Source organism: Sphingomonas alba, from assembly GCF_023516555.1.
Taxonomy (GTDB): Bacteria; Pseudomonadota; Alphaproteobacteria; order Sphingomonadales; family Sphingomonadaceae; genus Sphingomicrobium; species Sphingomicrobium album.
In genome coordinates, this window is record NZ_JAMGBD010000001.1 from 1,190,373 (window position 1) to 1,215,998 (window position 25,626).

A 25,626-nucleotide genomic window follows, 5' to 3' on the forward strand; every position below is an offset into this window, starting at 1 on the left:
TTCGGTGATCGTCTCAGGCAAACAGCTCACCAAGGAAATCGTAAAGCGCCGCGAACGATCGCCGCGCCGCCGCCGCCTGATATTCGACGCCGGGGATGCCGATCTGCGCGGTTGCATTGGGGTTGGTGAAGCCGTGGCCGGTGTGGCCGTAAGCGTGGATCTGCCAGTCGGCACCGGCTTCCGTCAGCTCTTTCGCCAGAGCGACGACCGCATCCGGCGTGACCATCGGGTCGTCCCAGCCGTGATAGCAAACCACTTTGGCGCTGATCTTGTTGGCGGGCAGGCCGGGCGGATCGAATAGGCCGTGGAAGCTGGCCACGCCCGCGATGTCCTCGCCGGTTCGCGCGAGGTCGAGCGCGCACTTGCCGCCGAAACAGAAGCCCATGACGGCAATTTGGGTTGAATCCACCTCGGATTGCCCACGGGCGAGTTCGAGCATGGACAGCAACCGGTCGCGCAAATTGGCGCGGTCCTTCCCGACGCGGCCCATCTCCCCGAACATCACGTCGCGCGCTGCTCCGCGGAATTGCTTCCCGAACATGTCGACGACCAGCACATTGTATCCACGCCCCGCAAGGTCGCGCGCCCAGCCGATTTCCAGGTCGGTGATCCCCATGACCGAAGGGATTAGGATGACGCCGGGAAGCGCCTGGCCCGTCCCGTCCGTAACCAGGACGCTCTCCAACTGGTCGCCGTCGAACTCGTGGGCGATATTGCGCTGCTCGATACTCATTATGCCGCCTCCATCAGCCGCGCGGCCTGAGCGCGGGCCTCATCGGTGATTGCCGCGCCTGAAAGCATGCGGGCGATTTCCTCGCAACGCTCTTCCGGCGAAAGTTTGCGCACCGTCGTCCGGGTGCCGCCGTCGCCGTGGCTCTTCTCGATCCGGTAATGGTGCGCTGCCCGCGCGGCGACCTGCGGGCTGTGGGTGACAACCAGCACCTGGGCATCGGCCGCCAACCGCGCAAGCCGTTCACCGATTGCGCTCGCGACCGCGCCCCCGACACCGCGATCGACCTCGTCGAAGATCATTGTCCGCGCGTTGCCGGCTTCGGCCAGCGCCACCTTCAGCGCCAGGATGAAGCGCGACAATTCGCCGCCGGAAGCGATGCGGGTCAGTGCCCCGAACGGCGCGCCGGGATTGGTCGAGACCTCGAACTCGACTCGGTCCATGCCTTTCGGGCCGGGCTCCGCATCCGCGATCGCGGTCCGGAACCGGGCCGCATCCAACTTCAGCGGCGCGAGTTCCTCGGCGACTTTGGCATCTAACCGCCGCGCGGCCTCTTCCCGTCGGGAGCGCAACGCACTGGCGACGGCATCATAGGCAACTCGCGCCTCGCGCAGCGCCCTCTCCAGTTCGGCAAGCCGCTCGCCGCCCGCTTCTATGGCCTGCAGTTTCGCCTGCATTTCTTCGCCCAGCGCCGCCAGCGCATCAGGATCAACGCGATGCTTGCGGGCCAAGGCGCGAATCTCGAACAGCCGTGCCTCCGTGGCCTCCAGCCGCGCCGGGTCGAACGCCAATGCATCCGCGGCGCGTGCGATTTTGTCCTCGGCCTCGCCCGCCTCGATCACCGCCCGATCGAGCGAGGCCAGCGCTTCGGCCAGCAACGGATGATCCGCCGCGCCTCGTTCGATCCGCCGTGCCGCCAGCCGCAAGTTTGCCAGCGCGCCGTCCGATCCGCCGAGCAATTCGTCGAGTCCGGTCAGGCTTTCCCCGGCCTTTGCGCCGGCCTGCATTGCCGCCCGCTCCTCGGCCAGCCGCGTCTCCTCTCCCGCTTCCGGGCCAAGTGCCGCAATCTCGTTCGCCGCATGCTCGAGATAATCGCGGTCGCGCTCGGCATTGTCCGCCAGTTCCCGGGCCTCATCCAGTTCCCGTGCGATCTCCTCGACCTGGTTCCAGGCCGCCTCCACGGTCGAGACATCGATACGCCCGAAAGCGTCGAGCAAGGCGCGATGGCCACGGGGATTGAGAAGCCCACGATCATCGTGCTGGCCGTGGATCTCGATCGCCTGCGCGGAAACGTCGCGCAGCAGCGACGCCGGCACGCTCGCGGCCCCTGCAAAAGCCCGGCTGCCGCCATCGGCCTTCAGCGATCGCCGCAGGATGACCGGCTCGCCCGGCTCATGGTCGATGCCCTGCTCGTCGAGCACCGCCAAGGCGGCATGGCCGTCCGGCAGCTCGATCTCGGCCGATACGCTGGCTTGGCCCTGTCCGCTGCGCACCAGCGACGCATCCGCGCGGTTACCCAGCGCTAGCCCGAGCGAATCGAGAAGGATGGATTTGCCGGCGCCGGTTTCACCGGTCAGCACGCCGAGGCCCGGCTCGAACTCGAGCGCGAGCCGGTCGATCAGCACCACGTCCTCAATGATGAGCTGCCTCAGCATCCGGAGGCGCCCGCGAGGATCAGCTCTGCGGCGTCGCTGCCGCTGCCGGCGCGTGCCGCTGCATCAATTTGTAGCTGCGATCATACCACTTGCTGCCAGGGTAGTTGGCGCCCAGCACTGCCGCGGCCTTCTGCGCCTCATCGGGAATGCCGAGGGCAAGATAGGATTCGACCAGGCGCTCAAGCGCTTCGGGCGTGTGGCTGCTGGTCTGGTATTTATCGATAACGGTTCGGAAGCGAATCGTCGCCGCCAACCAATTGCCCTGGCGCTGGTAGAAGCGGCCTACCTCCATCTCCTTGCCGGCAAGGTGGTCGTTGATGAGGTCGAGCTTCAGCCGCGCATCGGCGGCATAGCGGCTCTCGGGATAACGGCGGATTAGCTCGTTGAAGGCGTCGGATGCCTGCTGCGTAATCCCCTGGTCGCGGTTCACGTCCTCGATCTGCTGGTAATAGCTCATCGCGATCAGATAGTTCGCGTACGGGGCGTCCTTGTTGCCCGGGTGAATGGTCAGGAAGCGTTGCGCCGAGCTGATCGCGTCCGGATAGGACTGCGCCATATAATAAGAGAAAGCGCTCATAAGCTGCGCGCGCCGCGCCCAGACCGAATAGGGATGCTGGCGCTCGACTTCGTCGAAGGTCTTGGCCGCCATCAGGTAATCCTTCTGGTCCAGCCGCTTCTTGCCCAGGCTGTACAGCGTGTTGACGTCGCGGGCGACGTAGGCCGTATCTCCCTTGATCTTGTTCTTCGCGCAGCCGGCGACGGGGAGGATCAACGCGGCAGCGACGAGCGGCGCTGCGATACGGGTCAGGGTCGACATGGCGGGCTTTCTAGCGCGGGGTATTGGGGAGGCCAAGCGTCTGGATGGAGCTTATTTTCTGAACCGCCGATTGCCGGTCAGGAGTCGCGGGCCGGCTCGCCGCGTCCTGCCGGCCGTGCCTCGTCCGCCGGCGGCGGCCCCGAGGACAGGCCGAGCGTGATCAGCAGCGAGGACGAGACATAGATCGACGAATAAGTGCCGATGATGATGCCCAGGATCATCGCCGAGGTGAACCCGCGCAGCACATGGCCGCCGAAGATCAGCAGGGCGCCAAGGGCCAGCAGGATGGTCAAGGACGTCATGACCGTCCGCGGCAGCGTCTCGTTCACCGACAGGTCGATCAAATTGCCGAGGTTCATCTTGCGGTATTTGCGCAGATTCTCGCGAATGCGGTCGTCGATGACGATCTTGTCGTTGATCGAGTAGCTGATGATGGTCAGCACGGCGGCGACAATGTTGAGGTCGAACTCCATCCTCGTCAGCGCAAAGAAGCCCAGGGTCATGAGCACGTCGTGGGCAATGGCGACGAAGGTCGAGACGCCGAACTGCCATTCGTACCGGAGCCATGAGAAGATGGCGATTGCGAACACCGCCAGGAACACGGCGAGAAGCCCGTTGCGGATAAGCTCGCCCGAAACCTTGCCCGACACGGTATCCGACCGCGTAAACTGCACGCCCGGATTGGTCTGCTCGACGGCCGCCTTCACCTTGGCGACGACACGGTTGGTAGCGCCGGAGTCCGTCTCATGCGGCAGCGGCAGGCGGATCGACACCGTCTTCGGGTCACCGAATTGCTGCAACGAGCTCTGGCCGACGCCGAGGCTGTCGATCGTGCCGCGCAGCGTGTCGAGATGCGCCGGCTGCTGGAACTTGGCCTCGATCATCAGGCCGCCGACGAAATCGACGCCGAGGTTGAGGCCGCGGATCCCGACCAGCGCCATCGCCCCCAGCGTCAGGGCGGCGGTGATTCCAAACGCCCAGTAGCGCAGCTTGACGAAGCCGATGTTGGTGTTGTCGGGAATGAGCTTCAGGTGACGCATTGCGTTCGGGCCTTAGATATTGAGCACGCGGGGCCGGACGCGCCGGAGCCACAGCGCGACAAGCATGCGGGTGAAATAGACTGCGGTGAACACGGACGTGATGATGCCGATCAGCAGGACGACCGCGAAGCCGCGCACCGGCCCGGAACCGAGCGCCAGCATAATGACGCCGGAAATCGCGTGGACGGTATTGGCTTCGAAGATGGTGCGGCTCGCTTCCTTGTAGCCGAACTCGATCGACTGGATGACGCCGCGGCCTCGTCGCTGTTCTTCGCGTATGCGCTCGTTGATCAGCACGTTTGCGTCGACCGCGGCGCCGATGGTCAGAATGAAGCCGGCAATGCCCGGCAGCGTCAGCGTCGCGTTGAACAGCGCCATGACGCCGATGATCACGAAGGCGTTAATCACCAGCGCGATGTCGGCATAGACGCCGAATCGCCCGTAGGTGATCAGCATGAAGATGATCACGGCCAGCGTCGCGACGATGCTGGCGACGACGCCCTTCTGGATCGAGTCCTTGCCGAGCTCCGGTCCGACCGTTCGTTCCTCAATGACGTTCAGCTTCACCGGCAGCTTGCCGCTGGCAAGGCTGACAGCCAGCTGATTGGCGCTCTCTACGGTGAAATTGCCGCTGATCTGCGCCTGGCCGCCAAGGATGGGTTCGTTGATGTTCGGGGCCGACAGGACCTTGTCGTCAAGGATGATCGCGAACGGCTTGTTGACGTTCTCCTGGGTCACCCGGCCAAAGCGGCGGGCGCCGGTCGAGTTGAATGTGATCGAGACGACCGGGCGGCCGTCCTGGTCGAAGCTTTGCTTGGCATCGGTCAATTGCTCGCCGGAAACCATGACGCGGCGCTTGACCGCGATCTTGGAGGAACCGTCCGCCATCGTCAGCACCTGGCTGCCTGCGGGCGCACGGCCCTGCGCGACCTGGGCCGGGTCGGCCGTAAGGTCGACCAGCTTGAACTCAAGCCGGGCCGTCTGGCCGATCAGCTGCTTCAGCGCTTCTGGGTCTTCGACGCCCGGCACCTGCACCAGGATGCGGTTGCCGCCTTGGGTGATGACCGTGACTTCCTTGGTTCCGCCCGGATCGATGCGGCGGCGGACGACCTCGCGGGCGACGCTCATCGCATTCTCGATGGCCTGCTTGGAACCACTGGCGGTCGGGGTCAGCACGACCCGCGTCGTGTCGACCACCTGGACGTCCCAGTCGCGCTGGCCGGTCATGCCCTGCGGGCGGGTCATGGCCCGCATGCGCTCGACCGCGGCATCGACCTGCGATGGGTCGCGGACCATGAACGACAGGCGCCCACCCTGCGTCGAGATGTCACCGATGGCGATCTTGGGGTCGCCGCGGCGAAGCTCGGTCGTGACCGAATCCTCCATCGCCGCAAGGCGCGTCTTGTCCATGTCCCGCGCATCGGCCTCGAGCAGCAGGTGACTGCCGCCGGCAAGGTCGAGACCCATGCTGATCTTGTAATGGGGAAGCCACTTCGGCCAGCTCGACGCCAGCGGCGTGCCGGCGATCAGGCTAGGGATGGAAAGGAAGATGCCGACCGCAATGGTCAGCGAAATCAACCAGATTTTCCAGCGCGGGAAATCGAGCATCGATCGTGCGCCTTAGTCGTTGGCCGGTTTGGCGTTCTTGCTGAACACCTGGCTCAGAGTCGACTTGACCACGCGGACCTTCACGCCTTGCGCGATTTCCACCTCAACCTCGTCGTCGGTGATCTTGGTCGCCTTGCCGCGAATTCCGCCGCCGGTGATGACCTCGTCGCCCTTCTGCACCGCGTTGATGGCCGCGGTGTGCGCCTTCATGCGCTGGTTCTGCGGACGCAGGACGAGAATGTAGAAAATGATGAAGACCAGGGCCATCGGCATGATGAAGCCGATGAGGCCGGCAGCGCCGCCTGCAGGGGCCGCGGCCGAGGCCAGGGTGGTCGCGAAAATCGAGCTGGACATGAGAGGAAGAGATTCCCTTCGAAGGACTTGGCCGCGTTCTTTGCGCGATCGCGCGGATAGCGCAAGAAATGCGATGGTCGGGGCGACTGGATTCGAACCAGCGACCCCCACACCCCCAGTGTGATGCGCTACCAGGCTGCGCTACGCCCCGACCGATGCCACCGCTCAGGGCAGCGAGGGGCATCTAGTCAGGCGGGCCAGCCAAGGCAAGGTCAGGAGGAAGAGTGCCGCGTCGAAAGTCCAAAAGAAACAGGCTCCTCAGGCGAATCGCGCTGGCGATTGCGGCGATTCCAGCGGCCTATCTGCTGGCGGCGCTCATCGGCTCGCTGATCCCGGTCAATCGCGCCTGGAATGAGCCTGACGACGGAATCACCATCTATGTCGCCAACAACGGCGTCCATGCCGACCTCATCCTGCCCGCCGACGTCCAGGGCCTCGATTGGGCGCTGCTCCTGCCGAAAGGCGACTTTGCCGCGCCCGACCCGCAAGCGCATTGGGTCGCGTTCGGCGCCGGCGAGCGGCGGGTCTACCTCGACACGCCGCGCTGGCGGGACATCACCCTGCCCACAATCTGGTCGGGCTTGAGCGGCGGCGGGAGGGTCATGCACGTCGAATGGGTCCGCGACCCGGCTTATGCGGCTCGCGCCATTCGCCTGCGCCCCGAAGAATATCGCCGCCTGTGGCAATCGATCCGCGCGGAGTTCGCCCTCGACGCCAATGGCCGACCGACCCGCATCGATCATCCGGGTTACGGCCCGGACGACGCTTTCTACCAGGGCCGCGGCAAGGCCAATGCCATCAGCACCTGCAACGTCTGGGCCGCCGACCGCCTGCGGTTGGCAGGCGTCAGGACGAGCTTGTGGTCACCCTTCTCACAGGGGCTCGTCTGGCGATATCGCTCGGAAGGAACGCTCGCGAAACAATAATGCTTGCATAGCCGCGGCATCGGCCCACAGTTCGCCACGAAATTCGGGGGCTTGGCCCATGGCGACTGTCGCACTTGATTCCGCCGCACCGGCGGCGGTCCGCCGTCACCCTCCGGGCCTGTGGACGCTGGCAGCCACCGAACTGTGGGACCGCGCCAGCTTCTATGGCATGCAGGCGCTGCTGATCCTGTACATGACGCAATACTTGCTGCTTCCTGGCCCAGTCGACCAGGTGGTTGGGCTGCACACGCTCAAGTCGGTTATTACGGCCGTCCGGGGCCCGCTTAGCGTTGAAGGTCAGGCGACCCAAATCTTCGCGCTCTACATCACGGTGCTTTCGCTGCTGCCACTTGTCGGGGGCTGGCTCGGCGACCGGTTCATCTCGCGGCGAGCGGGGGTGATCGCCGGGGCGTCGCTGATGAGCGCGGGTCATGTCTTTCTCGGCTACACTGCGACCTTTCTGGTCGGTCTAATGCTGGTGCTTGCCGGTGCGGGATTGCTCCGTGGCAACGTCACTCCGCAAATCCGGGCGCTTTACGACGCCGAGGACACACGCACCGCCGAAGCCTTCCAAATCTTCTATCTCACGGTTTCGGGGGGCGGCTTCATTTCGCCGCTCATCATCGGCATCGTCAACGAGCGGTATGGATTCCATCCCGCCTTCGCCATCGCAGCGGTCGGCATGCTGATCGGTCTCGCCTGGTATCTCGCACGGATGAAAACGCTCCCGCCCGACCCACCCCGGACGATGCGTGTCGACAAGGCCGCGGCGCTCACGAGTGCAGAGAAACGCAATGTCCGCACACTCCTCCTGTTCTTCGCCGTGCCCCTCGCCTTCTGGGTGGCGCAAGCGCAGGTCTGGAACATCTACAACATATGGGTGAAGGACCATGTGGACCGCGTGATCGGCGGGTTCAGGATCCCGATCCCCTGGCTGCAGTCTTTTGACAGTCTTGCACCGATGGTGATGGCGATCGCTGCCATCTTCTATTGGCGGAAGGGTGTACCCCGCACCGAGAATTACGGGCGGATGGCGGCGGGCTGCGCCCTGTTCGGCCTCGGTATGTTGATCCTCGCCGCCGCGCCCTCCATCGCCGGGCGTGAGTCCCGGATTCCAATCTTGCTGCCGATCGCCTTTCACATCGTTTCGAACGCGGGCTGGGTCCTGTTCGTCCCGACCTGCGCCGCTTTTGTCGCCACTTACGCACCCGAGAGTTGGCGCGGAACGATGCTCGGGCTCAACTTGCTGACCGTCAGCGTTGCCGGCTTCGTCAGTGGCCCGCTTAGCAGTATCTACGAGGCGCGCGGGCCGACCTTTTTCTGGGCGGCGATCGCAGTCGTGCCGATTGCCGGAAGCGTCATCCTGCTCGTCGCGACACCGTCACTGCGACGTCTCCTAACACCTCTGGAGGTGCCTCAGAGCACGTAGCGGCTGAGGTCGGCGTTGCGCGCAATGCCGGCCAGCTGCGCCTCCACGAAAGCCTTGTCGACGACCAGGCTATCGCCCTTGCGGTCCTCGGCGGTGAAGCTGACCTCTTCGAGCAGCTTCTCCATCACCGTCTGCAGCCGCCGCGCGCCAATATTCTCGACCGCCTCGTTCACTTCGGCGGCGATCCGCGCCAGCGCCTCGATGCCGTCGTCCGCGAACTCGATCGTCACGCCTTCGGTCGCCAGCAGCGCCCGATATTGCTCGGTCAGGCTGGCGCGCGTCGCCGACAGGATCCGGACGAAATCCGCCTGGCTGAGCGCCTTCAGTTCGACCCGGATCGGCAACCGTCCCTGCAACTCGGGCAACAGGTCCGCGGGCTTGGCGATGTGGAACGCGCCTGATGCGATGAACAGGATATGGTCCGTCTTCAGCGGTCCATATTTGGTCGCCACCGTCGTCCCTTCGATCAGCGGCAAGAGATCGCGCTGGACGCCCTCGCGGCTCACTGAACCGCCGCGCACGTCGCTGACGGCGATCTTGTCGATCTCGTCGAGGAAGACGATGCCGTTCGCTTCGGCATCGGCCAGCGCGACGCGTGCCACATCGTCCTGATCGACGCGCTTGTCGGCTTCCTCCTCGAGCAGCTTCTCGAACGCCGCCGGCACTTTCAGCTTGCGCCGCTTCTTCGGCGGCCCGCCCATGGCCTTCGACATCATCTCACTAAGATTGATCATGCTGACGCCGTTGCCCGGCATCTCGAACTGCATGGCGGGCGCCTCGGCGACCTCCACCTCGACCTCTGCATCGCTCAGCGCCCCGTCGCGGAAGCGCTGGCGGAAGCTCTCGCGCGTCGCCTCGCTCGATCCCTTGCCGGTCAGCGCATCGAGCAGGCGATCCATCGCCTCGCCTTCCGCCGCCTCACGGACGCGCTGGCGGCGCCGCTCCTTCTCAAGGCGCACCGCTTCCTCCACCAGGTCGCGGGCGATTTGCTCGACGTCGCGGCCGACGTAGCCGACCTCGGTGAACTTGGTCGCCTCCACCTTGACGAAGGGCGCATCGGCGAGCTTCGCCAGCCGGCGGCTGATCTCCGTCTTGCCGCAGCCCGTCGGCCCGATCATCAATATGTTCTTGGGCGTCACTTCCTGCTTGAGCTCGGGCTTCAGCCGCTGCCGCCGCCACCGGTTACGCAGCGCCACCGCGACCGCCTTCTTGGCGTCCTCCTGCCCGACGATATGCGCATCGAGCGCGGCGACGATCGCCTTCGGCGTAAGGTTGTCGTTCATCAGCCGATCGTCTCCACGGTCAGGCGATCGTTGGTGAACACGCAGACCTCGGCGGCAATGGCCATGGCCCGACGCGCCAGCGTCTCCGGATCCGGCTCATAGTCCGCCAGGGCCCGCGCCGCGGCGAGCGCATAATTGCCGCCGGACCCGATGGCGGCGATCCCGCCTTCCGGTTCCAGCACGTCGCCATTGCCGGTGAGGATCAGCAGCGAATCCGTGTCCGCGACGATCATCATGGCTTCGAGGTTGCGAAGGTATTTGTCGGTCCTCCAATCCTTCGTCAGTTCGACCGCTGCCCGCATCAGCTGGCCGTTATGCTGCTCCAGCTTCTTCTCCAGCCGCTCGAACAGAGTGAAGGCGTCCGCGGTCGCCCCGGCGAACCCGCCGATGACCTGCCCGTCCGCGCCCAGGCGCCGGACCTTCTTCGCATTGGGCTTAATGACCGTATTGCCCAGGCTCACCTGACCGTCGCCGGCGATAACGGTCCTGCCGTCCTTGCGGACACCCAGGATCGTAGTTCCGTGATATTGTTCCAACGAGATGCTCCCGCTCAGTTGCAGGAAATCTGGGAAGCGGGTGGAAGCCTTACAAGCCGGATGCCGGAACCGTCCCCCCGAGCGCATAGGCAAGCCCGTCGGAAAGTGCGCTGTCATCGATATGATGATCGCCGACGAAAGGCCGGAATATTGGCTTCAGGTGGTTGGCTATGATCAAGCCGGCAATGTCCTTCTCGGCAACCTGGAACGGCAGCACCTGATCCTGCCGGCCATGGGCAATGAACACATGCTGCGAAGGCGCTACCATCTTCGGTATAACGACGAATCCCGGCGAGAAAGCGAGCACCGTCGTGAACAGCTGCGGGTTGGCCAGCCCCAGCGACAATGCGTAACTCGCGCCATCCGAGAAGCCGAGCAGGACGACGTGGCGCGTATCGATCGGCATATGGCTGAAAAGATCGCTGAGTGCAGCGTCGATACGGGCAATATCCGCTCCAAACCGCAAGTTCGGTGCTGATTTCATCGCCAGCGGCCCGTCTCCGCCGTCATGGCGCGGAATCAGGTCCCAGGTCGGCCCTTTCGATTGCAAGGCAAGAAGGATGACGCCCCGGTTGTCCGCTTCCTTGGTGAAGCGGTTGAGGAACTGGTCAGCCTTGCCACCATAACCATGCAGCAGGACGATCAGCGGCATGGGTTTGCCGTTCGCGGAGGCCGGAACGTAGGCGATTGCACCATTGGCTACGACGGTCCGGCCACTCGGCAGGACCGATGCCGTCGCGGTCGGCTTCGCGGTCAGGATCGGGGAAACCGCACCGGGGGCGAGGCTCGGCACTGCCACCAGAACCAGGAACGCGAACAGCCGGCGCATCAGGGCTGGCGCGCGAAGCGGCGGTCCGGGACGATCCAGATCAGCGCGACCGCCACATACATCGCAACGGAGACATATGGGCTCCAGAACGCGACAGCGATCGCCGCGAGGTAGATTGCGAGGCTCGAATATTCCTTCAACGGATGCTGGACGACTTCCCTGATCCGCGCGCCTTCGCTTGCCGCAGCCGCCAATGCCCATTGCAGCATCCTGAACGTCAGTGCGGCGCCCGCAAGCACGATTCCAAACGAAGCCACCGGCCAGGGAGTCACGCCGGCCTCGCCAATCCAGCGGATCATTAAGGGAAACAGGGTCAGGCAGAACAACAAGGCGTGGTTCGTCCACAAGACCAGGCCGGTCACCCTCTGCGCCGATTGCATCATGTGATGATGGTTGTTCCAGTAGAGGCCCACGTAAATGAAGGCGAGGAGGTAGGCCGCAAGCAGCGGCATCACCTCCATGACCGCCGCGAACGTGTTTTCGGCCGGGAACTTCAGCTCCAGCACCATGATGGTCAGCACGATGGCGACGACGCCGTCGGTCAGCGCATTCAGTCTCTCGGGTCTCATGGCGGCAACCTTATCGGCAAAATCCTGAGGCCCAAAGCGGGACACCCCCGGATGGACGGAGCAAAGCGCGCGACGGAGGGTTGAACCGTCGTGAACAGGGGCCGCGAGCTGAAGCTGATCTGCGCCGGGCTGAGCGCCTGCTTGGCGAGCGCTGCTTTTGCGAAGGACGATCCGCCTTCGCTTTCCATCGACCCGATCGTCGCGCGCGGCCTGCTCGCCCCCATCGATGAGGCGACAGCGCCCTCCTCCTACCGTCTCGACCCGGGTCCTGACCCCTCAGCCGGACAGCGCGCCAAGCTGACGTTCGACCTTGGCAAGGCGTCGCTGTTCGCGATCACTGGCCGCATCAAGCGCGAGGCCGCGCCGACCGGCCCGCTCGATCCCGGCCACGCGCGCCTGCTTGGCCAGAAACGCGACAGCGGCAAAATCTATGGCGCCGGCGTTTCCGGCACCTTACACGGCATCGATCTCAGCGCGACCTACCAGTACAGCAAGATCAGCGCCGAGCAGGGCGATAGCGACAGCGTCGCCGATGGCCCGGGCCGCAGCCATTCGCTCCGCGCCACCGCCCGCCTCCATTTCCGCCGCTAGTCTTTGGATGGCGCGACCGCCGCTTGCGCCCGCACCCACTTGATCAGTTCGTCGAGCTGGATCGCCTGTTCCGTCGCCGTCAATTGGTCGGGCTGAGGAAGTCCACCTTCTTCGGTGTCTTGAGCAACCCGCTTGGCGGCAATGGATAGGCCGGGCACTGGCGCTGTTCCGCCATTGCGGGAATCGCTTGCGGCGGGGCTGAGTGCGCGCAGGCCCCCGGCAGCAGCGCGAGCAGCGGCAATACGATCTTCAAATTCATTCTCTGTCCTTTCGTTGATTGCCGCCTGCTCGGCCTTCACCCGCGCGGCATTGGCCGCGTCTAAGGCACGCGCCTGCTCGGCGGCGGCGCGGACATTGGCGACCGTCGCGGCATGCGCCGCCCGCTCGCCCGCCAGCATTTCGGCATAATTTTCTGTCTTCGCCTTCCAGCGGTTGCGGTCATGAACCAGCAGCGCCAGCAGCAGCACGCAGCCAATGCCGACGATGAGCTTCGGCGCCAAGCGGTTCGGGATCGGGATCATTCACCCTCCGCTTCCAGGCTGACGCCGTCTTTGCCCGCCGCACCCTTGAACCGTCCCACGGGTCCGCCGACCAGCAGGCCGACAATCACCGAGCTCATCGCGGCGATGAATCCGCCGAGTGCACATCCGAAGATGACGACGATGCTATGCTCCTGGGCCGCGCTCCAGCCGCCCCACATCAGCAGGCAGACCATCGCGACCGCCGCAATGGCACAGAACATGCCGGCCGCGGCCGCCAGCCAGCCGTAAATCAGTCTCTGGCCCTCGGCGAACGTGAGAGGCGGAGGAAAGCTCAAGCGGTTCGTCCTGCTCTCCATCACGAACCTATCCGGTTTGCTAGCCAGCCATAGAGAAAGGCCTCATTGGCCGGCCGGCGCTCGGCGAGGCGCAGGTAGCGCTCGCCCTGCAGCGCCTCGATCGCGCGCAGCAGAACGGTTTCACCCTTGGCTCCGCGGCTGGCGAGGAAGGCATCGAGCGCCGCGAGCGTCGCCGGACCGATCCGCCCGTCCGGCACCAGGTCCGGATAATCCTGGCCGTTGCGGTTCAGCGCCGTCAGCGTCCGCTGCAGGAAGGTGAGGGCGACCGCCGGGCCCATATTGACGCCGGTGTCGAACAGCTCCGCCGCCAGGCGCTCCGACCGTTCGGCGACCGCATCCAGCCTCGGCCGCAGCCAGTAAAGCCGACGGTAGATCGCCGCAGCTTCCTCGCGCGGCAATGACGTCATGACGCCGGTATAGCCATGCGCCCGCGCCACCGCCTCGGTAATCCCGAACTTCGTCGGCCCGCCCTTGTCGGCGGGATGATGGACGTACCCGCCCTCCCGCTCAATCAGTTCGTCAATCAATGTGTCGACCGTCATCCACGTCCTCCGGTTTACCGAGTCGCGATGAAATAACCGTATAGGTTATCTGTAGGACAGAGAAATTATCCCGCGTGCGCGGTTGCACCCTCATGCTCTGGCGCTAAGCTGCCACCATGCTCCGCACCCTCACCGCTTTCGCCAGCCTGTCGCTGCTCGCCGCCGTTCCCGCCTCTGCGGCCTTGTCTCCGCAGGAACGCAAGATGACCGCCATCGTCGATGCCGAGCAGGCGCGCACGCTCGCCATGCTGGAGAAATGGGTCAACCAGAACAGCGGCTCGCTCAATATCGAGGGCGTCACCAGGGTCCGCGACATGCTCCGCGCCGAACTGGAGCCGCTCGGTTTCGACGTGCAGTGGGTCGACATGCGCGCCACCGGCCGCGCCGGCCACATCGTCGCCCGTCACAAGGGCAATGGCGCCGGCAAGCGCCTGCTCCTTATCGGCCACCTCGACACTGTGTTCGAACCGGACTCGCCCTTCCAGAAATGGACGCGCCAGGGCGACTGGGCGGAAGGCCCCGGCTCCGGCGACGACAAGGGCGGCATGGCCGTCATGATCGCGGCCCTGCGCGCCATGCAGGCCGCCGGCACATTGAAGAACGCCGACATCAGCGTCGTCCTCACCGGCGACGAGGAAGACGCCGGCGACCCGATCACCATCGCCCGCCGCGACCTGATCGCCGAGGGCAAATGGGCCGACGTGGCGCTCGATTATGAAGGCCTGGTCGTCGATGGCGGCAAGGACTGGGGATCGACCGCCCGCCGCAGCGCCGGCGGCTGGACCGTCACCGTCAAGGCGAAGAGCGGCCACTCGTCCGGCATCTTCACGCCGGGCGCAGGCGCCGGGGCCATCTACGAACTGTCGCGGATCATCGACACTTTCCGCCGCGAGCTTCCGGAGGACAAATTGACCTTCAACGTCGGCCTGATCGGCGGCGGCGCCAGCGCCGATCTCGACGCGGGCCGCATCCGGCTGCAGGCGACGGGCAAGACCAACGTCATCGCCGCCTCTGCAGTCGCGCGCGGCGACCTCCGCGCCATCAGCCAGGAGCAGATCGACCGCACGCAGGCGAAGATGCGCGCCATCGTCGCCCGCTCGCTGCCCGGCGCGACCGCGACCATCACCTTCGACACCGACGGCTATCCGCCGATGGCGCCCACCGCCGGCAACCGCGCCATCCTTGCCCGGCTCAACACCGTCAACCGCGACATGGGGCTGGAACCGATGGGCGAGCTCGACCCGGTCAAGCGCGGCGCCGGCGACATCAGCTTCGTCGCCGCCGACACCGACGGCCTCGCCGGCCTCGGCCCCGACAGCGCCGGCGACCATGCGCCCGGCGAAAAGGTCAACATCCCATCGATCTGGCGCCAGGCCAAGCGCGCCGCGATCCTGATGAGCCGGCTGTCAGCGGAGAAACGCTAGAGTCCGGAATCGACGCCAAAGCTGCGAGAATGCCGATTTCTCGGTTCGGCGGGAAAATGCGGCAACCCCGAGCCGACTACTGTTCTTCACGTTCCTCGGCCGCAAGCGCTTTATCGGCCTCGTCGATCGCTGCCACGAGATCGATGAAGCATGGGTCATCATTGACCGGGAAGTATCGCCTGAACTCCTGGCCAAGGATGTCCAGGTCGCTCTGGGTCAATAAACCTATAGCTATGATGGGGCCTCTATTCACAGGCCTCGAACGAACGGATGGCAGACGCGTGCCTTTCGTTACGGGTCCTTAGGTCGCGTGAACCTCTTGGTCCACACGGCTGCGGCGATAATTCAGCACAAGCCCGCAAAGCTCAGCGAACGCATCGGCGGTCGTCAGGTCGCTCCGGTTAAGGCCCGATTTCGGCGGATAGGCGACGACAAAGGTTCCAAGGGCTGTCCCGTTAGAGTGCTTTGCGGGGATGGACACCAACGCCTCAAGTCCATGCGTGAGTCCCAGGTCCTTCCAGGCGGATGTGAAGCGGGAATCCGCCGCCACGTCAGTGCTGACGACGGTTCGGCCCTCATAAACCGCAAGCGCACAGGACCCCGGCTTGTCCGCGACGGCGATCCCTTGGAGAGCCTTCGCGTATTCAGGTGAAAGCGAGGGAAATATTGCATGTTCGAATGTGTGCAGGTGACGATCGAGAATGGTCACTCCGGCTCGGGTGCCGGGCGAATGCCCCTCGAACGAAATGCACAGATCCTCCAGGATTTCTCCCGGCTCTGTTCTATCCGCGATTTGCTGAACCACCCTATCCCGGACCGAGGTGATGACTACGGTCATGACTGTACTGCCCTCTCTCGGCTGGGAGCACCTTCGTCTCTCTGTCGTTCGCGGGCCGGCCAAAGGGCGGACGATGCCGGGTAAGTATCACGGGTGCGGCAACGACGCCAACCAACTGCATCTGCATCGACCTTTAGATAGGCCCTCTAGACGTACATCCCGTCACGCAGGTTGATGCGATGCTCGACCCACATTTTGAGCGCGCACAGCATCTGGCTCCAGCCCATGCAATTGCCGTAGCTCGCCTTGAGCGCGCCCTCATTCTCGCGCCAGCCTTCCTCGGCGATCTCGACCATGGTCCGCGCGCCATCGTCGAGGGGGGAGAATTTCATCGTCACCGTCGTCTTGTAATCGCTGCCCGTCATCTCGCCACCCTCGACGTTCGGCGGCTCGCCTTCATTGGCCTGCCATTTGAGGATGATCGTCTCGTCCGGCACGACCTCGACCACCTCGACCGGGAAGGCGCCGGGGAAATCGTGGAAATCCCACATCACCGTCGCGCCTGTCTCCAGCCGCCCTTTGGCGCCGCCGGTCGTGAAGTAATGTGACAATTGGTCGGGATCGGCGACCGCTTCGAACACCTCATGCACCGGCCTGGCGATGCGCGCGGCCACACGGAATTTCAGCTCCATGGCAATTCTCCTCAGCCGTTCAAACGCGCGCCATCCATCGCGGAGCCACGCAATCAGGCCGGCACGTAGGTCAGCCGGATGACATCCTCGTCGATCCGCTCGCTATCCACGAAACGAAGCCGCGGCCGCGGCCCGTGGAAATAGGGGTTCCCGCGGCCGAGCACGACCGGGTGCAGATAGATCCGGTATTCGTCGATCAGGTCGAGGTCCGTCAGGCTGCGCGCCAGCACCGGCCCGCCGACCTCGATCTCGCCTTCCACCTCGGACTTCAGCCGCCGCATCGCCGCGCCAAGGTCGCGCCCCACGAGCGTCGCGTTCGGCCCGACCGATCTCAGCGTGCGCGACACCACCCATTTGGGTTGCCGCCGCCAGGCCTCGGCGAATTCCCGCTCCGGCTCGCCCCACTCGGGACGGTCCTCGTCCCAATAGCGCATGATTTCGTAGAGGACGCGGCCATAGACGCTCCCCGCCTGTTCGCGCGCCTGCTCGATGAAATGACGGAAGAGCACCGGCCCCGGCCCGAACGCCATATGGTCGACATAGCCGTCCAGCGACTGGTTCATTCCAAAGACGAGCTTCGCCATGCGCCGATCCCCAGGGTCCAGGTTTTCAGCATAGCTTGGGCCTGTGCGGACGATCTACCCATAGTCCCTACCTTTGGGCGGCGAATGCGAGTAGGCGCTCCACCCATGCAACAATCCGGAATTCACGCCGCGCTCGCGGACGCGCTGGCCGTTCGCGGCTATGACACGCTCACATCCGTCCAGTCGGCCGTCATCGAGGAGCAAGCGCACGGCCGCGACCTCATCGTCTCCGCCAAGACCGGCTCGGGCAAGACCGTCGCCTTTGGCCTCGCGATCGCCGGCCAAGTCCTGGAGGGCGACAAGGCGCCCTGGACCCGTGAGCCGCTGGCGCTGGTCATCGCCCCGACCCGCGAGCTCGCCATTCAGGTCAGCAAGGAGCTTGAGTGGCTCTACGCCTCCGCCTCGGCTCGCGTCGTCACCTGCGTCGGCGGCATGGACCCGATGAAGGAGCGCCGGGCGCTGCAAAGCGGCGCCCATATCGTCGTCGGCACACCCGGCCGCCTGCGCGACCATCTCGAACGCGGCGCGCTCGACCTCTCCGCGCTTCGAGCGGTGGTCCTCGATGAGGCGGACGAGATGCTGGACATGGGCTTCCGCGAGGAGCTTGAGGAAATCCTCGACGCGACTCCGGCTGAGCGGCGCACCCTCCTATTCTCCGCCACCATGCCGCGACCGATCGTCGCGCTTGCACGGCGCTACCAAAAGGACGCGCTGCGCATCGAGACCATTGGCGAGCGCGAGGCCCATGCCGACATCGCCTACCAGGCTGTCGCCGTCTCGCCGCCCGATATCGAGCATGTCGTCGTCAACCTGCTGCGGCTGCACGAGGCGGAGACCGCCATCCTGTTCTGCGCCACCCGCGACGCCGTGCGCCGCCTGCACGCCAGCCTGACCGAGCGCGGCTTCCAGGCGGTGGCGCTGTCGGGCGAGCACAGCCAGAGCGAGCGTAACAACGCGCTGCAGAGCCTCCGCGACAAGCGCGCCCGCGTCTGCGTCGCCACCGACGTCGCTGCCCGTGGCATCGACCTGCCCTCCGTCTCGCTCGTCATCCATGTCGAACTGCCCCGCGACGCCGAGGCGCTGCAGCACCGTTCGGGCCGCACCGGCCGCGCCGGCCGCAAGGGCATTGCCGTGCTGATCGTGCCCTTCCGCCGCCGCCGCAATGTCGAGACGATGCTGCGCAATGCCCGCATCAACGTCGAATGGATCGACCCGCCGATGCCGGAGCAGATCCGGGACCGGGACCGCGAACGCTTGCTCGAAATGCTCTCGGCGCCGGTCGAGGTCGACGACAATGACCGCCAGCTTGCCGAACAATTGATGGCTGAGCTGCCACCCGAAACCATCGCCAATGCTTTGGTCCGCACGCTCCGCACCGACCTCCCGGCACCGGAGGACATTCTAAGCTCGGGCGGCGGCCAGGATCGCGGCGAGCCCGGCCCGCGCGCCGGGTTCGAAGGCTCGACATGGTTCGTCATCAACGCCGGCCGCCGCCACAATGCCGACCCGCGCTGGCTGCTGCCGGTCATCTGCCGCTACGGCCACATCGGCCGCAACGACATCGGCGCGATCCGTATCGCCGCGAACGAAAGCTATTTCGAGGTCACGCAGCGGGCGACGCCCGGCTTCATCAAGGCGCTGCGCCGCGCCGTCATCGCGCCGGAGGACGAAGGCATGGTGATCGAGCAGGCGCCGCCGCGCTCGGCCGAGGCGGAAGCCCGGCCCCGCCGCGCCCCAATGGCGAATCCGCGGCACAAGCCGAAATGGCAGGGAAAGAAGGCCGGCCGCCGGAACTAGGCCCGGTATTCGCCTCCGGACGCCGCCAGCAAATCCATCAGGTTTCGCGCCGCTTCCCGCTCCGCTTCGTCCTTGAAGGCGACATCGAGGTCGGGCGCCTGCCCCAGCATGTATAGCACCGACCACAAGGCGAAGCGCCGGGCGCGATCGCGCTCCAGCCCGAAATCGACGCGCATCTTGTCGATGCCGGACTGCTGCACGGCCGCGGAAACCTGACTGAGGTCCGTGGTGCCGAAATAGCGCTGCAGGAGGTCGTCGAAGTTCATGGGCGTCGGCCGGGAAAAGGCTCGGGCGGCGCAAAGGCCTGACAGGCCGCCGCGATCCGCTCAGGACATTGGCGACTAGGCGTCAGGCTGCTCGGACTTGGACTTGAAGGCAAGGATCAGCGCCGTGGCTATGCACAGGATGAATCCGAGAATGATTGCGACTGTTGCGATTGACTGGATCATCCGCGTCCTCCGTGGGCCGCCGCCATTCTAGCAGCTTGGCGCCCGCATTCCACCCATTGCCGATAGCCCCCGCGAATGAGATGCTTCGGCAGGGGGGATCAGCATGAGTGCGATCGAATGGCTGCTCAATCTGTTCACGCTGTTGCTCGGCTTCATCCTTGTTGAGGTCCTGAGCGGGTTGATGCGAACGCTTCGTGCCCGCTTGCCCAGCGGGCCCGGCGTCAAGGCCGACATCCACATAGGCTGGCTGACGCCGATGCTGGGGGCCTACATCATGCTCAACGTCCTGCTGATGTGGGGGACGCTCTGGGTCTACAGCCCGATGATTCCGGTCGGCTATGACACGATGACCCTCGGCCTCATCCTCTGCAGCTTCTATTATTTCGCCGCTTCCATGATCTTTCCGGACAAGCCGCGCGACTGGCCCGACGTCGACGCGTGGTTCTGGCTGCACCGGCGGCAGGTCCTGGGCTGCATTCTGGCGGCAAACATCCCCGTCATGTTGCCGGACTATTTGGTCTGGAAAGCCACGGCGAGCGAGATGGCCGTCAACTCGGTCGTGGTTGTGTTGCAACTGGGTTCGCTGCTGCTGGCGATCTTCGCGCGGAAACACGCAGTCGTGTTGGCGGCATTGGGACTTCTAATCGCGATCCACTTGTCCTTCATCCCACTCGAATATCTTCACCGGCAGGGAATCTGGTAGAGTCCGCTTTCGACCCATTGCGGACGTTAGCCGAAGCAGCAAGCGGTTGACCGATCAGGAGGCAGGCTACGGCGGCAAGCCGAGGGGCTCACCGCCATAGGCAGGGATTCGAGATTAGTCGTCGTCCTCGCTGGCGTTGATGCCGGCCAGATACTCGCAGGTCGCCTCGGTCGTATCGCCGGCATAGTGATAATCCACGCCCGCGCCGGTGTAGCCGCTGTCGCCGTACGTGTAGATGTCGCTGATGCTGTCCGAACGCATTTCGAGGCGCATCGCAATCGACAGGGGCAGATATTGGGCCTTTGCAACGCCCGCATCGGCCTGGCTGGCGGCAGCTTCTTCCGACACGAAAGTTACAAGGCAGACCTTGGGATCGTGTCCATAAGCCTTTCCGGCCGCAAATGCTGGGCCCGAGAACGCGGATCCGACTGCTAGTGAAACCATCAACAAAGTACGCATGTGGGAACTCCTCTCCGCTTCGGACGGACGAACAAGGAAGCCATCGCCCAAAGCTCGCCAAGAACGAACGGAAATTTAATAGGGTCCGAGAATCCGCCTTCGACCCATTCTGGCCTCTAGCCCGACCATCCTAAGGCCCGATATCCCCGCCCTTCGACCGCAGCACGCGCCGCGTCCGTTGCGGTAATTGCAGGGCGTTGGCGACATCGTCGTCCCAGCCATAGGCGTCTGCCTGCAGCCTGAGCGTGCCGCCATCGTCGAGGAAGGCAGTGTGGTAGAGCAGGCGCACCGGCACCGGCGTCTTCATGGTCACGAAGCTCTCGTCTTCGCCCGTCTCCGCTTCCTGGAACTTGGGCAGCACGCCGTCGTCTCCCGCCAGCATTTCCGCGAAGCCGACTGCGTCGTCGACGCGGATGCAGCCGTGGCTGCGGTGGCGTTCATTCGCTCCGAACAAAGCCTTGGCCGGCGTGTCGTGGAGGTAGATTGCGTGGTCGTTCTTCATGTCGAACTTGACGAGGCCGAGCGAATTGTCAGGCCCAGATTCCTGCACCAGCCGGCCGTTCTTCCGGACGATATGGTTCTCGGCGAGATAGGCCTCGCCCTTGGGCGCCAGCTCCTTTTCCTCGATCGACTTGGGCACGTTCCAGGTCGGGTTGGCGACCAGCTGGACGATTGGCGACAGCAATTGCGGCGTCTCCCATTCCGGCTGGCCGACGACGACGCGGCGCTTGTCGCGCAAGCTGCCGTCCCGCCAATATTCCAGGAACGTCCCGGCCGTATTGACGTCGATCCTGGTCCCCGGCGGGTTGCGGTCCAGCCAGCGCCGCCGCTCCAGATTCACCGCCAGTTGCCGTGCGCGGTCCGCCGGGCCGGTGTTCAGCACCTGCAGCGTTTCCGGCCCGACAACGCCGTCGTCCTTGATCCCGTAATTGGCCTGCAGCCCCTTCACCGCATTGGCGATCGCCTGTGTGTAGAGCTGCGGCTTTTCGGACTTCGGCAATTTGTCCGGCAGATAGCCATTGGCCTGCAGCGCCGCGACCAGGGCCGGCACGCGCGGGTCGGACTGGCCGACCTTGATCGTATCGCCGCCGCCGATTGCCGGTGCCGCCGACAGGTTCTTCAACTGGTCGACATAGGCCGCCGACAGCGCCTTATATTCTTGCGTTTGCGGGGCCAGGGATTCCAGCCACTCGCCCACCTTGCCCCGCTGCACGGCCGTATTGAGGCCACCGGCCAAATCCAGATCCGGCACCGGCAGGGTATAGATCGCCCACAATTTCTTCGGGTTCACGACGCCGTGCGACAGGGCCTTGGCATAATTGAGCGCGGCGCTGGTCAGCGCGATTTCGCGCGCCGTCGCATCCGCGGGCGCCGTCTTGGGCAGGAAGGCGATATGCTCCAGCGCGTGTTTTTGCGCCTGCGACAGCGCCGCCGTGAGCTGCGCCGCATGGTCCTTGTCCCAGGCCGCTGCCCACTGCCGCGCCTCGTAGAAGCGGCGGAGATCCTCATCCTTGACCGCGGCCTTCAGCGCTTCCGGGCTGACGCTCGCCGCATCGCTCCACTCTTGCGCGGTCTGCGCAGCGGCATCCTGATTGGAAATCATGCCGCATCCGCTCAGGGAAATGACGGAACAGGCGACCAGCAACGCTCGATACTTCAATGTACGCAAACTCCTCTGTGCATTGGCCTAACAAGCGAAGGCCCGACAGCGTTCCGCCGCCGAAACTTGACAGGCCGGACGGAAAGGCATTCCCTCCGTCCGTGCCGGGGCGTCTTCGGCCCTGGCCTCTTGGGGGAGGGGCAAGTTGCAAAACGCTGTGAGAGAACGGACCCCGGTCCATTTGTGGATCGTCGGCGGGCTGGCGGCCCTTTGGGGCGCCTTCGGCTGCTACGACTATACGATGACCCGCATGCGCAACACGGATTACATCGCCAGCATGATGCCCGGCGTCGATCCGCAGGCAGTGCTGAACTGGGTCGACGGTTTCCCGATCTGGGTTGCCTTCGGTTGGGGCCTTGGGGTCTGGATGGGCCTTGCTGCCGCGTTGCTGCTGCTTTTCCGCAGCCGCTGGGCCGTTCCGGCGCAGGGCCTTTCCCTGATCGGGGCTTTGCTTGGCCTTGGCTACCAGATCATGGGCGGCGCGGAACCGCTGCCCGGCATGGAAGACACGATGGTGAACAAGCTGATGCCGTTCATCATCATTGCCATCGCGCTCGGCCTGTTCCTTTATGCCCGCGCCATGGCGAACAGGGGTGTGCTGAAATAGCTTTTCGGGCGGTGCGCGGGGCTATTTGATGGCCCAGCGCGCCGTTACGAAATCCTTGGCCCGCCGATACTCAAAGGTCGTCACCCGGCCGTCCTTGTCGGCGTCGGCGATTTCCTTGAACGCCGCCAGCGCCGGCTGCGCCTCGAACAGGGTCAGCCAGCCGTCATGGTTGGTGTCGAACAGCCTTAGCGCCCAGGCCTTCAGCTCCGGATCGCGGTCGAACAGTTCATTCGCGTTCGGGTTCACCGGCGCCGACGCCAAAGTCGCCTGTGCAGCCAGTCCGATGATGAAGCCAATCATGCCGCCCCAAACGCTTAAGGGCCGCCATTCTTTCCCTTCTCCAGGCAATCTCGCACCGCGGCGTCCAGCGCGTCCGGGCGGAAAGGCTTGGCGAGCAGCTGCGCGTCCGGCGCCGCCGCGCGGATCGCCTCCGTCTCGTTATAGCCGGAAACGAACAGGATCGGCTGGCCCGGCACCTCGCGCAGCATCCGCGACGCCACCTCGCTGCCGTTCATGCCGGGCATTGCATAATCGAGGATGACGAGGTCGGGCCTTTTCTCCTCAAACGCCTTCAGCCCCTCCACCCCATCCACCGCCTCGCGCACCGCATAGCCGAAGTCGGCCAGGCTAGCGGCGATGAACTCGCGGACGTCCGGGTCATCGTCCACGACAAGGACCGATGCCTTGCGACGACGGCCCTTGGCGACGGTAGCAGCTTCGGCCACCTCCTCGGCACTCTCCTCCGCGCGGCGGAAGTACAGCCGGACGGTCGTCCCCTCGCCCGGCCGGCTCTCGATCCGCGCCGTGCCGCCCGATTGCCGGGCGACGCCATAGACCATCGACAGGCCGAGCCCGGTCCCCTTGCCGACTTCCTTGGTGGTGAAGAAGGGCTCGAAGGCGCGGGCGATGACGTCCTCGCCCATGCCCTCGCCGGTGTCCGAGACCGCAAGCTCGATATAATCGCCGTCCGCCAGTTCGGGGTCGCCCTCGACATCGACCTTGGCGGTGGTGAAGCTCAGCACGCCGCCGTCCGGCATGGCGTCGCGAGCGTTGATCGCGAGGTTCAGCACCGCCAGCTCCAGCTGCGTCGGGTCCGCCATCACCGGGATCATCGCCTCGTCGAGGTCGAACTTTTTCTCGATCGTCGGGCCGAGCACGTTCCTGAGCAACGGCCGCATCGCATCGATCAGCACCGCGACATGGGTCGGCTTGACCTCCAGCCTCTGCACCCGGCTGAACGCCAGCAGCTGCGCCGTCAGCCGCGCCCCCCGTTCCGCCGCCGTCAGCGCATTGGCCGCGTAGCGCTTGAGCCTTTCCTCCTTCACATTCTTCTCGATGAGGTCGAGCCCGCCGACCACCACGGTCAGCAGATTGTTGAAGTCGTGGGCGATACCCCCCGTCAGCTGCCCCAGCGCCTCCATCTTCTGGCTCTGCCGCAGCTGCTCCTGCGCCGCCTTGAGCTCGGTCACGTCACGCGCTTCGAACAGGAGGTAGACGACCTTCCCCGCCGGATCGCGGATCGGCTGGACGGCGACGTCGAGGAAGGCGGTCGCCACCCCCTCGCGCTCCATCTTCACTTCCTCGTTGAACAGCTCGCCCTTCGCCGCCGCCTTGATGCCGCGCTTCATCGTCGGGACGTGTTGCGGATAGGCGATGAGGGTCGGCGAATCCCAGATCTTCTTGCCGATCGCCTTGCGCGGTTCGGGATCGCGCCACACCGCCGACTTGTGGTTCAATTCCAGCACCGTGCCCTCGGGGTCGAGGAGGACGATCACCTCCAGCACCGTGTCGAAGATCGCCCGGAACCTTTGCTCGCTGACCGCCAGCTCGCCGGCTTGGCTTTCGACCAGCGCCATGAGGTTGAGCTCCGCCTCCTTCGCCAGCGTCACGTCGCTCGCCACCCCGATGAACCCGACCAGCTCCCCCTCCGGCCCGAAGCGCGGCTGCGACACGCTCCTGAGCCACCGCCACTCCCCATCGAACCTCTGGTACCGCCCCTCCAGCGTGAACATCCGCTGCGAAGCTTCCCCGGCGATGCTCTCGCGGACGATGCGATCGACATCGTCGGGGTGGATCCGCGTCCGCCAGTCGAGCGCTTGCGCCTCCTCGCGGCTCAGCCCCGTGAACTCCATGTAAGCGTCGTTGACGAAGTCGCGGGTGCGGTCGAGCCGCGTCACCCACATCATCGCCGGCGCCGAATTGGCGATGCGGCGGAAGCGCTCCTCGCTCTCGCGCAGCGCCTTTTCGGCCAGCTTCTGCTCGGTGACGTCCGTGACCAAAGCGACGATGCCGGCGACCGATCCGTCGGCGGCATGTTGCGGAATATATTCGGCCTGGATCGACAGCGGCCCGCGCGTCGGGTGCTCATATTCCGCGACGAAGAACTGCCGCTCGCCGCCATAGGCCGCGGCCAGCATCGGCTTGCGGATTGCATAAACCTCCGGCCCGACAAGCTCTTCCATGGTCGCACCGAGGATCTCCGAGCGCGGCCGCTCGAAGAACTCCGCCAGCGCCCTGTTGACGAAGCGATAGCGCCGCCCCGCATCCAGATACGCAATCGGCATCGGCAAGGCGTCGGCGATGGCGAGCACCGCCTGGAAATCCCACGCGGCCGCGGGCGCCGGGGCTGCCCCGCTACCCGTCGAATCGCTGCCCGCACGCTCCGCCATCAGCGAAGGCTACGCCCTATCTCGCGCCGGACAAGAAAAGAGATGTACAGCATTCCG

The 25,626-nt window shown here is 65.1% G+C and carries 29 protein-coding genes and 1 tRNA gene; 7 read left to right on the forward strand and 23 right to left on the reverse strand.

What is annotated here, in order from left to right; genetic code table 11:
- Positions 1-13: 13 nt before the first annotated feature.
- The 7 genes from LZ536_RS06285 to LZ536_RS06315 all read right to left on the reverse strand — a co-directional run bounded on the left by LZ536_RS06285 (position 14) and on the right by LZ536_RS06315 (position 6,355).
- Positions 14-733 (reverse strand): dienelactone hydrolase family protein, encoded by a 720-nt coding sequence (locus LZ536_RS06285; protein ID WP_249847466.1) that lies wholly within the window; start codon positions 731-733, stop codon positions 14-16.
- Positions 733-2,385: a DNA repair protein RecN gene (recN, locus tag LZ536_RS06290; protein ID WP_249847468.1), complete on the reverse strand. Its 1,653-nt coding sequence runs from the start codon at positions 2,383-2,385 to the stop codon at positions 733-735. The genes LZ536_RS06285 and recN overlap by 1 nt, the downstream gene beginning before the upstream one ends.
- Before the next feature lie 19 nt (positions 2,386-2,404).
- Positions 2,405-3,202 carry an outer membrane protein assembly factor BamD gene (locus LZ536_RS06295; protein ID WP_249847470.1) on the reverse strand — a complete coding sequence of 266 codons (798 nt, stop codon included), beginning with the start codon at positions 3,200-3,202 and terminating at the stop codon, positions 2,405-2,407.
- Positions 3,203-3,279: 77 nt separating this feature from the next.
- Positions 3,280-4,242, reverse strand: a complete 963-nt coding sequence (gene secF / locus LZ536_RS06300) for a protein translocase subunit SecF (protein WP_249847472.1) — start codon at positions 4,240-4,242, stop codon at positions 3,280-3,282.
- A gap of 12 nt (positions 4,243-4,254) precedes the next feature.
- Positions 4,255-5,850, reverse strand: coding sequence for a protein translocase subunit SecD (gene secD, locus LZ536_RS06305; protein WP_249847474.1), 1,596 nt, complete (start codon positions 5,848-5,850; stop codon positions 4,255-4,257).
- 12 nt (positions 5,851-5,862) lie between these two features.
- A complete protein-coding gene (gene yajC / locus LZ536_RS06310) occupies positions 5,863-6,204 on the reverse strand; it encodes a preprotein translocase subunit YajC (RefSeq protein WP_249847476.1) in 342 nt (113 codons plus the stop codon).
- A 74-nt stretch (positions 6,205-6,278) separates the two neighbouring features.
- Positions 6,279-6,355, reverse strand: a tRNA-Pro gene (locus LZ536_RS06315).
- Between the two features lie 73 nt (positions 6,356-6,428).
- On the opposite strand from LZ536_RS06315, the gene LZ536_RS06320 reads away from it, so the two are divergent.
- Together LZ536_RS06320 and LZ536_RS06325 are read left to right on the forward strand one after the other, a co-directional pair.
- Positions 6,429-7,130 (forward strand): TIGR02117 family protein, encoded by a 702-nt coding sequence (locus LZ536_RS06320; protein ID WP_249847477.1) that lies wholly within the window; start codon positions 6,429-6,431, stop codon positions 7,128-7,130.
- Positions 7,131-7,188: 58 nt separating this feature from the next.
- Positions 7,189-8,559: a peptide MFS transporter gene (locus LZ536_RS06325; RefSeq protein ID WP_249847479.1), complete on the forward strand. Its 1,371-nt coding sequence runs from the start codon at positions 7,189-7,191 to the stop codon at positions 8,557-8,559.
- Here the strand turns inward: LZ536_RS06325 and hslU are convergent.
- Genes hslU through LZ536_RS06345 form a run of 4 tightly spaced genes read right to left on the reverse strand, consistent with a single transcriptional unit; the run spans position 8,547 to position 11,776 of the window.
- On the reverse strand, positions 8,547-9,842 hold the full coding sequence (hslU, locus tag LZ536_RS06330) for an ATP-dependent protease ATPase subunit HslU (protein ID WP_249847487.1): 1,296 nt from the start codon (positions 9,840-9,842) through the stop codon (positions 8,547-8,549). The two genes, LZ536_RS06325 and hslU, sit on opposite strands and share 13 nt — an antisense overlap.
- On the reverse strand, positions 9,842-10,378 hold the full coding sequence (gene hslV, locus LZ536_RS06335; RefSeq protein ID WP_249847489.1) for an ATP-dependent protease subunit HslV: 537 nt from the start codon (positions 10,376-10,378) through the stop codon (positions 9,842-9,844). Before hslV ends, hslU begins: the two co-directional genes overlap by 1 nt.
- A gap of 49 nt (positions 10,379-10,427) precedes the next feature.
- Positions 10,428-11,207, reverse strand: coding sequence for an alpha/beta hydrolase (locus tag LZ536_RS06340; protein WP_249847491.1), 780 nt, complete (start codon positions 11,205-11,207; stop codon positions 10,428-10,430).
- Positions 11,207-11,776 carry a TMEM175 family protein gene (locus tag LZ536_RS06345; protein WP_249847492.1) on the reverse strand — a complete coding sequence of 190 codons (570 nt, stop codon included), beginning with the start codon at positions 11,774-11,776 and terminating at the stop codon, positions 11,207-11,209. Before LZ536_RS06345 ends, LZ536_RS06340 begins: the two co-directional genes overlap by 1 nt.
- 90 nt (positions 11,777-11,866) lie before the next feature.
- On the opposite strand from LZ536_RS06345, the gene LZ536_RS06350 reads away from it, so the two are divergent.
- Entirely contained in the window at positions 11,867-12,367 is a 501-nt protein-coding gene (locus tag LZ536_RS06350) for a hypothetical protein (RefSeq protein ID WP_249847494.1), read from the forward strand.
- Here LZ536_RS06350 and LZ536_RS06355 read toward each other — a convergent pair.
- Genes LZ536_RS06355 through LZ536_RS06365 form a run of 3 tightly spaced genes read right to left on the reverse strand, consistent with a single transcriptional unit; the run spans position 12,364 to position 13,747 of the window.
- The gene (locus tag LZ536_RS06355; RefSeq protein ID WP_249847503.1) at positions 12,364-12,888 is read right to left on the reverse strand and encodes a hypothetical protein; all 525 of its coding nucleotides are present in this window, start codon (positions 12,886-12,888) and stop codon (positions 12,364-12,366) included. The genes LZ536_RS06350 and LZ536_RS06355 overlap by 4 nt on opposite strands.
- Positions 12,885-13,184, reverse strand: a complete 300-nt coding sequence (locus LZ536_RS06360) for a hypothetical protein (RefSeq protein WP_249847505.1) — start codon at positions 13,182-13,184, stop codon at positions 12,885-12,887. Before LZ536_RS06360 ends, LZ536_RS06355 begins: the two co-directional genes overlap by 4 nt.
- Positions 13,185-13,204: 20 nt before the next feature.
- Complete coding sequence (locus LZ536_RS06365) at positions 13,205-13,747, reverse strand: glycoside hydrolase family 108 protein (RefSeq protein WP_249847507.1); 543 nt, start codon at positions 13,745-13,747, stop codon at positions 13,205-13,207.
- A 116-nt stretch (positions 13,748-13,863) separates the two neighbouring features.
- On the opposite strand from LZ536_RS06365, the gene LZ536_RS06370 reads away from it, so the two are divergent.
- Positions 13,864-15,171 (forward strand): M20/M25/M40 family metallo-hydrolase, encoded by a 1,308-nt coding sequence (locus LZ536_RS06370; protein ID WP_249847509.1) that lies wholly within the window; start codon positions 13,864-13,866, stop codon positions 15,169-15,171.
- A gap of 76 nt (positions 15,172-15,247) precedes the next feature.
- Here the strand turns inward: LZ536_RS06370 and LZ536_RS06375 are convergent, their stop codons facing one another.
- From LZ536_RS06375 to LZ536_RS06390, 4 genes are all read right to left on the reverse strand, one after another.
- On the reverse strand, positions 15,248-15,391 hold the full coding sequence (locus LZ536_RS06375; protein ID WP_249847511.1) for a hypothetical protein: 144 nt from the start codon (positions 15,389-15,391) through the stop codon (positions 15,248-15,250).
- Positions 15,392-15,472: 81 nt separating this feature from the next.
- Positions 15,473-16,009 (reverse strand): GAF domain-containing protein, encoded by a 537-nt coding sequence (locus LZ536_RS06380; protein WP_249847513.1) that lies wholly within the window; start codon positions 16,007-16,009, stop codon positions 15,473-15,475.
- A 146-nt stretch (positions 16,010-16,155) separates the two neighbouring features.
- Positions 16,156-16,641 (reverse strand): SRPBCC domain-containing protein, encoded by a 486-nt coding sequence (locus LZ536_RS06385; protein ID WP_249847514.1) that lies wholly within the window; start codon positions 16,639-16,641, stop codon positions 16,156-16,158.
- A gap of 53 nt (positions 16,642-16,694) precedes the next feature.
- Positions 16,695-17,225, reverse strand: a complete 531-nt coding sequence (locus LZ536_RS06390) for a dihydrofolate reductase family protein (protein WP_249847517.1) — start codon at positions 17,223-17,225, stop codon at positions 16,695-16,697.
- 105 nt (positions 17,226-17,330) lie between these two features.
- On the opposite strand from LZ536_RS06390, the gene LZ536_RS06395 reads away from it, so the two are divergent.
- Positions 17,331-19,022: a DEAD/DEAH box helicase gene (locus LZ536_RS06395; RefSeq protein WP_249847519.1), complete on the forward strand. Its 1,692-nt coding sequence runs from the start codon at positions 17,331-17,333 to the stop codon at positions 19,020-19,022.
- On the opposite strand, the gene LZ536_RS06400 is transcribed toward LZ536_RS06395, so the two are convergent.
- Entirely contained in the window at positions 19,019-19,288 is a 270-nt protein-coding gene (locus LZ536_RS06400; protein ID WP_249847520.1) for a hypothetical protein, read from the reverse strand. The two genes, LZ536_RS06395 and LZ536_RS06400, sit on opposite strands and share 4 nt — an antisense overlap.
- 286 nt (positions 19,289-19,574) lie before the next feature.
- On the opposite strand from LZ536_RS06400, the gene LZ536_RS06405 reads away from it, so the two are divergent.
- Positions 19,575-20,174: a hypothetical protein gene (locus LZ536_RS06405; protein WP_249847522.1), complete on the forward strand. Its 600-nt coding sequence runs from the start codon at positions 19,575-19,577 to the stop codon at positions 20,172-20,174.
- 114 nt (positions 20,175-20,288) lie between these two features.
- Here the strand turns inward: LZ536_RS06405 and LZ536_RS06410 are convergent, their stop codons facing one another.
- Entirely contained in the window at positions 20,289-20,633 is a 345-nt protein-coding gene (locus tag LZ536_RS06410) for a hypothetical protein (RefSeq protein ID WP_249847524.1), read from the reverse strand.
- A 130-nt stretch (positions 20,634-20,763) separates the two neighbouring features.
- Positions 20,764-22,236, reverse strand: a complete 1,473-nt coding sequence (locus tag LZ536_RS06415; protein WP_249847526.1) for a L,D-transpeptidase family protein — start codon at positions 22,234-22,236, stop codon at positions 20,764-20,766.
- A gap of 214 nt (positions 22,237-22,450) precedes the next feature.
- Here LZ536_RS06415 and LZ536_RS06420 point away from each other — a divergent pair, with 214 nt between their 5' ends.
- Positions 22,451-22,900: a hypothetical protein gene (locus LZ536_RS06420; RefSeq protein ID WP_249847528.1), complete on the forward strand. Its 450-nt coding sequence runs from the start codon at positions 22,451-22,453 to the stop codon at positions 22,898-22,900.
- 21 nt (positions 22,901-22,921) lie between these two features.
- Here LZ536_RS06420 and LZ536_RS06425 read toward each other — a convergent pair whose 3' ends face one another.
- Together LZ536_RS06425 and LZ536_RS06430 are read right to left on the reverse strand one after the other, a co-directional pair.
- The gene (locus LZ536_RS06425; RefSeq protein WP_249847529.1) at positions 22,922-23,200 is read right to left on the reverse strand and encodes an EF-hand domain-containing protein; all 279 of its coding nucleotides are present in this window, start codon (positions 23,198-23,200) and stop codon (positions 22,922-22,924) included.
- Positions 23,201-23,214: 14 nt separating this feature from the next.
- Positions 23,215-25,569, reverse strand: coding sequence for a hybrid sensor histidine kinase/response regulator (locus tag LZ536_RS06430; protein WP_249847531.1), 2,355 nt, complete (start codon positions 25,567-25,569; stop codon positions 23,215-23,217).
- Positions 25,570-25,626: the final 57 nt, after the last annotated feature.

What these genes read in the sequence shown, in the direction of transcription:
- secD (WP_249847474.1), bottom strand. Translation starts at nt 5,850, where the DNA reads ATGCTCGATTTCCCGCGCTGGAAAATCTGGTTGATTTCGCTGACCATT.
- LZ536_RS06355 (WP_249847503.1), bottom strand. Translation starts at nt 12,888, where the DNA reads ATGATCCCGATCCCGAACCGCTTGGCGCCGAAGCTCATCGTCGGCATT.
- LZ536_RS06410 (WP_249847524.1), bottom strand. Translation starts at nt 20,633, where the DNA reads ATGCGTACTTTGTTGATGGTTTCACTAGCAGTCGGATCCGCGTTCTCG.
- LZ536_RS06345 (WP_249847492.1), bottom strand. Translation starts at nt 11,776, where the DNA reads ATGAGACCCGAGAGACTGAATGCGCTGACCGACGGCGTCGTCGCCATC.
- LZ536_RS06340 (WP_249847491.1), bottom strand. Translation starts at nt 11,207, where the DNA reads ATGCGCCGGCTGTTCGCGTTCCTGGTTCTGGTGGCAGTGCCGAGCCTC.
- LZ536_RS06390 (WP_249847517.1), bottom strand. Translation starts at nt 17,225, where the DNA reads ATGGCGAAGCTCGTCTTTGGAATGAACCAGTCGCTGGACGGCTATGTC.
- LZ536_RS06385 (WP_249847514.1), bottom strand. Translation starts at nt 16,641, where the DNA reads ATGGAGCTGAAATTCCGTGTGGCCGCGCGCATCGCCAGGCCGGTGCAT.
- recN (WP_249847468.1), bottom strand. Translation starts at nt 2,385, where the DNA reads ATGCTGAGGCAGCTCATCATTGAGGACGTGGTGCTGATCGACCGGCTC.
- LZ536_RS06325 (WP_249847479.1), top strand. Translation starts at nt 7,189, where the DNA reads ATGGCGACTGTCGCACTTGATTCCGCCGCACCGGCGGCGGTCCGCCGT.
- LZ536_RS06395 (WP_249847519.1), top strand. Translation starts at nt 17,331, where the DNA reads ATGCAACAATCCGGAATTCACGCCGCGCTCGCGGACGCGCTGGCCGTT.
- hslU (WP_249847487.1), bottom strand. Translation starts at nt 9,842, where the DNA reads ATGAACGACAACCTTACGCCGAAGGCGATCGTCGCCGCGCTCGATGCG.
- LZ536_RS06370 (WP_249847509.1), top strand. Translation starts at nt 13,864, where the DNA reads ATGCTCCGCACCCTCACCGCTTTCGCCAGCCTGTCGCTGCTCGCCGCC.
- LZ536_RS06430 (WP_249847531.1), bottom strand. Translation starts at nt 25,569, where the DNA reads ATGGCGGAGCGTGCGGGCAGCGATTCGACGGGTAGCGGGGCAGCCCCG.
- LZ536_RS06400 (WP_249847520.1), bottom strand. Translation starts at nt 19,288, where the DNA reads ATGAACTTCGACGACCTCCTGCAGCGCTATTTCGGCACCACGGACCTC.
- LZ536_RS06425 (WP_249847529.1), bottom strand. Translation starts at nt 23,200, where the DNA reads ATGATTGGCTTCATCATCGGACTGGCTGCACAGGCGACTTTGGCGTCG.
- LZ536_RS06415 (WP_249847526.1), bottom strand. Translation starts at nt 22,236, where the DNA reads ATGATTTCCAATCAGGATGCCGCTGCGCAGACCGCGCAAGAGTGGAGC.
- secF (WP_249847472.1), bottom strand. Translation starts at nt 4,242, where the DNA reads ATGCGTCACCTGAAGCTCATTCCCGACAACACCAACATCGGCTTCGTC.
- LZ536_RS06285 (WP_249847466.1), bottom strand. Translation starts at nt 733, where the DNA reads ATGAGTATCGAGCAGCGCAATATCGCCCACGAGTTCGACGGCGACCAG.
- LZ536_RS06380 (WP_249847513.1), bottom strand. Translation starts at nt 16,009, where the DNA reads ATGACCGTAGTCATCACCTCGGTCCGGGATAGGGTGGTTCAGCAAATC.
- LZ536_RS06405 (WP_249847522.1), top strand. Translation starts at nt 19,575, where the DNA reads ATGAGTGCGATCGAATGGCTGCTCAATCTGTTCACGCTGTTGCTCGGC.
- LZ536_RS06295 (WP_249847470.1), bottom strand. Translation starts at nt 3,202, where the DNA reads ATGTCGACCCTGACCCGTATCGCAGCGCCGCTCGTCGCTGCCGCGTTG.
- yajC (WP_249847476.1), bottom strand. Translation starts at nt 6,204, where the DNA reads ATGTCCAGCTCGATTTTCGCGACCACCCTGGCCTCGGCCGCGGCCCCT.
- LZ536_RS06365 (WP_249847507.1), bottom strand. Translation starts at nt 13,747, where the DNA reads ATGACGGTCGACACATTGATTGACGAACTGATTGAGCGGGAGGGCGGG.